Genomic DNA, 5,063 nt, shown 5'->3' with positions numbered 1-5,063 from the left:
CCCACCGCCACGACGAGTGCTCCTCCAGCCCCAAGCACAACCGAGGCTCAGACGGCACCCTCCTCTCCGCCGACCCCGGCCCCCATGGCCGCGGAGGCGAGCGCGCCGCTCGCCGTCCCCTCCCGCATCCGCATCGAGCGCACTACCGCCTCCCCCGAAGTGGACCCGGCCCTCGCCGAAGCCTACCAGGCCCTCCAGGCAGGAGACCTGAGCGCCGCGGAAGGGCATTATCGGTCGCTCTTGGTCAGGGACCGGCGCAACCGAGACGCCCTGCTGGGGCTTGCGGCCATCGCGGTGAAACGGGGGGAGTCCGACGCGGCCCGGCGCTTTTACCGCCAGGCGCTCGCACTGAACCCTCGGGACCCCCTGGCCACGGCAGGGCTTGCGGCGCTGGAGGCACCGGCCTCGGACCCCGTGGCCTTGGAAAGCCGGCTGAAGATCCTGTTGGCGGGGCAGCCCGAGGCCGCCGCCCTCCATTTTGCCCTGGGCAATCTCTACGCCACCCAGTCCCGCTGGAACGAAGCTCAGCAGGCCTACTTCCAGGCGTTCAAATTGGAACCCGCAAACGCCGATTACGCTTATAACCTGGCCGTCAGCCTGGATCACTTGAAAGAGACGGCGCTGGCGGGACAATACTACCGGCGCGCCTTGGCCTTGGCCGCGGCGGGTCCGGCCGCTTTCGATTCTTCCCAGGTGGAGGCCCGGCTTCGCGAGCTCGGGGAATCGGGCCGCTAGGGCCGGCGCTCCGTGGGAGCGCCGGCCCCTTCAAAGGCACGGTTTTTGCGAATTTTTTGGCATGTCCGCCGTGGAACACAGCCTGACCCAACGCCCCCTCGGCCAACTGTTGGTGGAAAAGGGGGTGATCAGCGAAGACCAGCTTCGCATCGCCCTGCAGGAGCAGAACAAAAACCACCTGCCCCTGGGGCGGCTGATGGTGGCCTTGGGCTTTCTTTCGGAAGCCACCATCCGGGACGTGCTGTCGGAGAGCCTGGGGCAGGAGAGCATCGACCTCACCAAGGTGATCGTCGATGCCCAGGCGATCAAGCTGATCCCCAAAGAAGTGGCCCGGCGCTACGCGATACTGCCCATCGCCGTGGACCATGGCCGGCGCCAGCTCACCATCGCCATCGCCGATCCCGACAACATCATCGCCTTGGACCAGGTGCGCGCCCTGGTCAAGGAGGACTACCGCATCCAGCAGCTGCTCGCGGCCGAATCCGATATCCTGCGGGCAATCGACCAGTACTACGGCTTCGAGCTGTCCATCGACGGTATCCTGCACGAGATCGAGCCCGGCGAGATGGACTACCAGACCCCCCTGGTAGGGGTCAACGAGTTCAGCCAGCCGGTGGTGCGCCTGATCGACGCCTTGCTCTCGGACGCTGTGCAGCGGGGAGCCTCCGACATCCACTTCGAGCCGGAGCACAGCTTCCTTCGCATTCGCTACCGCATCGACGGGGTGTTACGGCAGGTGAGAAGCCTGCACAAGTCCTACTGGCCGGCCATGGTGGTGCGGCTGAAAGTCATGAGCGGCATGAACATCGCCGAGACCCGAGCCCCCCAGGACGGCCATATCTCCCTGCGCCTGTCGGGCCGGCTCATCGACTTCCGCGTCGCCTCCCACCCCACCACCTACGGCGAGAACATGGTGCTGCGGGTGCTGGACCGACAAAAGGGCATCGTGCCGCTGGACATGCTGGGCCTGCACGAGCAGGCGCTTGCCACCTTGAAGATCATGATCGCCCGCCCCGAGGGGATCATTCTGGTAACCGGCCCCACCGGTAGCGGCAAGACCACCACCCTCTATTCCATCCTCAACCACATCAACACCGACGGGGTCAACATCATGACCCTAGAAGACCCGGTGGAATACCCCATGCCCCTGGTACGCCAGACCTCGGTCAACGAAACGGCCAAGCTCGACTTCGCCAGCGGCATCCGCTCCATCCTGCGCCAGGACCCGGACGTGATCCTGGTGGGAGAGATCCGGGACCACCCCACCGCGGAAATGGCCTTCCGTGCCGCCATGACCGGCCATCAGGTGTATTCCACCCTGCACACCAACTCCGCCATCGGCGCCATACCGCGTCTGCTGGACATCGGCATCCTGCCTGACATCATGGCGGGCAACATCATCGGGGTCATCGCCCAGCGGCTGGTGCGGGTGCTGTGCCACCACTGCAAGAAACCCCACCAGCCGGGCGAGCTGGAGCGGCGCCTGCTCGGCCTGGAGCGCGACGAAGCGCCGCCCACCATTTATCGGGCGGCGGGCTGCGAGCTATGCGATCACCAGGGCTACAGCGGCCGCATCGCGGTGATGGAGCTGCTCAAGATGGACGAGGACCTGGACGAGCTGGTGGCGCGCCGGGCCACGGCCCGAGAGATCCGCACCCTGGCCCTCGCCAAGGGATTCCGTCCCTTGGCTGAAGACGCGATCCAGCGAGTGCTGGAGGGCGTGACCTCCCTGGACGAAGTGTTGCGGGTGATCGACCTCACCGACCGGATCGCCTAGGATCCCGGGGGCTGAGTAAACCACCATGGCTCTGTACCAATACGTCGCCGTCGATCCCGCGGGCAAACGCGTCCGTGGCATGCAGGATGCCGCCAACCCGGTGGACCTGGAGTTGCGCCTCAAGCGCGGCGGGCTCGATCTCATCTCCGCACGGCCGGCCCGAGCGAGCCAGCTCGCCCTCGGGCGCCGGGTACGGCGCCAGGAGCTCATCACCTTCTTCTTCAACCTGGAGAGCCTCACCCAGGCTGGCGTGCCCCTGCTGGAGAGCTTGGCTGACTTGCGCGACACCATGAACGACCCGGCGTTTCGCCAGATCATCGCCAATATGATCGAGGGCGTGGAAGGCGGGCAGCGCCTGTCCCAGGCCATGGCACCGTATCCTCGGGTGTTCGAGCCAGTGCACGTGAGCCTGGTGCGCGCGGGAGAGCAAAGCGGCCGGCTCGCCGAAGTCTTCGGCCACATCACGGAAAGCCTCAAGTGGCAGGACGAGCTGGCCGCCCAGACTCGCCAGCTCATGCTCTACCCCGCCATGGTCTTGGTGGTGGTGCTTGCCGTATTTCTGTTCCTGATGCTGTATCTAGTGCCCCAGCTCTCCGGTTTCATGCAGAACATCGGCCAGGCGGTGCCGCTACAGACCCAGCTCTTGATCGCCGTGTCGGAGGCGGTCGCAAGCTACTGGTATCTCGCTGCCGGGCTGTTGGCCGGAGCGGCCGCCGGGATCTGGCTGGGCGCCCGCTTGATGCCCGGGCTGGAGAGCCGCATCGACGGTTTGAAGCTCAAACTGTGGCTCGTAGGGCCCATCCTGCACAAGATCATCCTGGCTCGCTTCGCCAACACGTTCGCCATGATGTATGCTTCTGGCATCTCGATTCTGGAGTGCATTGCCGCAGCGCGGGACATCGCCGGCAACCGAGTGGTGGCGGCGAGCCTGGAGCAAGTCGGCCGACGCATCGAGGAAGGGAAGAATCTGACTCAGAGCTTCGCTGAGGTGGGGCTGTTCCCCCCCCTGGTGCTGCGTATGCTGCGGGTGGGTGAGTCGACCGGCGCCCTGGACAAGGCGCTGCTCAATGTCACCTATTTCTATGATCGGGACGTGCGCGAGTCGGTGAAACGGATCCAGACCATGATCGGCCCCTTCCTCACCTTGGTGCTGGGAGCGCTCATCGGCTGGGTCATGTTCTCGGTGCTCATGCCCGTATACGACGTCATCAGCAGGACCCGCTTCTGATGGCCGAGCCCGCGTTGCTATTCCTTGCCGCCGAGCGGCTCACTGCCTACCGCTGGCACGGGGGCCATGTTTCCCTGGAGGGGGCCTTCACCGCCGACGAGTCGGGACGGCGGGCCTTCGCCGCCTACGCCGCCGAGCTGTCCCAACGCCGCCGCACGGCGTGGATGCTCGCCGACCTGGTGGAAGAGGATTTCCGCTTCGAAACCGTTCCCCACCTGATCGGGCCTGAGCGTTCAGGGTTGCTCGCGCGCAAGCTGGAGCAGTTCTACCGCTCCACACCCTTTCGCCACGCGGAGGTTCGGGAGCGGAAGCGGGTAGGCCGGCGCGACGACCGGGTTCTGTTTTCCGCCCTCACCAATCCGGGCTGGATCGCGCCCTGGATCGAGCTGCTGGTCCATTACGAAATCCCCCTGCGGGGGCTGTACTCAGTGCCCCTCCTGAGCCGGTACATCGCCCGGCTGATCTCCAGCCAAGACCTGCTGCTCATCACCTGGGAGCGCGACGCCGGAGTGCGCCAGACCTATTTCAAGAACGGCTACGTGAGCTTCTCCCGCCTGAGCCCTTTGGCGAGCGCTCTACCCTCCTCCGACGGGCTTCATTCCGACGGCAGCCCGCCCTCGACCGGTGCCGCCCCGTTCACCGCCACGGTGATCCACGAGGCTGCCCGCACCGTTCAGTACCTGCAGAGCTTAAGCCTCCTGCCCTCCGAGCGACCGATGCACGTGGCCATCGTGTGCTCGCGACAGGACGAGCAAGCCCTGGCTGCGCGGCTGCAGGACTCGCCCCGGGTGCGCTACGCGTATCTGGACATCGGCGGGCTCGCCGCGCGCCTGGGCTACCGTGACCCCCTGCCCGATTCGGACGCCACCGGCCTGCTGTTGCACACGCTGGTCAAGAGCCGACCCCCCAACCAGTACGCCGCCGCCCACCACACCCATTACCATGCCCTGGGGGAAGCCCGCCGGCTCGCCCGGGCGGCGGTCCTGGCCACCGGGCTGGGGCTCCTCCTCTGGGCCGGCCTGGATGTCTGGCAGGCAGTGACGTTGTCCCGCCGCGCCGAGCAGCTCGACGCCCAACGACAGAGCCTGGAGCGGCAGCACCAGGCGATCCGCGCCACCTTCCCACCCACCCCGTGGTCGGCCTCGGAAATGCGCCAAGCTGTGCGGGTGGCCCGTAGCCTCGCCCTATCCTCCCCCTTGCCGGTGGAGGTGCTCTCCGGCATCGGCCAGGCCCTCGAGCGCTTTCCTGGGCTGCGGCTCACACAGCTTTCTTGGCAAATCACCGCCCATCCGGATAACGTCGAGAAAGGGCCCTCCCCGAGAC

The 5,063-nt window shown here is 66.4% G+C and carries 4 protein-coding genes; all 4 read left to right on the top strand.

The features are described 5' to 3' along the window. Positions 1 to 84: 84 nt before the first annotated feature. On the top strand, positions 85 to 735 hold the full coding sequence (locus tag V7Q81_RS14615) for a tetratricopeptide repeat protein (RefSeq protein WP_333844728.1): 651 nt from the start codon (positions 85 to 87) through the stop codon (positions 733 to 735). A gap of 61 nt (positions 736 to 796) precedes the next feature. Beyond that, entirely contained in the window at positions 797 to 2,512 is a 1,716-nt protein-coding gene (locus V7Q81_RS14610; RefSeq protein ID WP_333844726.1) for a GspE/PulE family protein, read from the top strand. Positions 2,513 to 2,537: 25 nt separating this feature from the next. Continuing rightward, positions 2,538 to 3,740 (top strand): type II secretion system F family protein, encoded by a 1,203-nt coding sequence (locus tag V7Q81_RS14605; protein ID WP_333844723.1) that lies wholly within the window; start codon positions 2,538 to 2,540, stop codon positions 3,738 to 3,740. Beyond that, on the top strand, positions 3,740 to 5,063 hold a 1,324-nt coding region (locus V7Q81_RS14600), incomplete at its 3' end, for a hypothetical protein (protein WP_333844720.1). The genes V7Q81_RS14605 and V7Q81_RS14600, both read left to right, overlap by 1 nt.

Source organism: Pelomicrobium sp. (assembly GCF_036803785.1).
Classification (GTDB): Bacteria; Pseudomonadota; Gammaproteobacteria; order Burkholderiales; family UBA6910; genus Pelomicrobium.
This window is presented reverse-complemented; position numbering and strand designations above follow the sequence as displayed.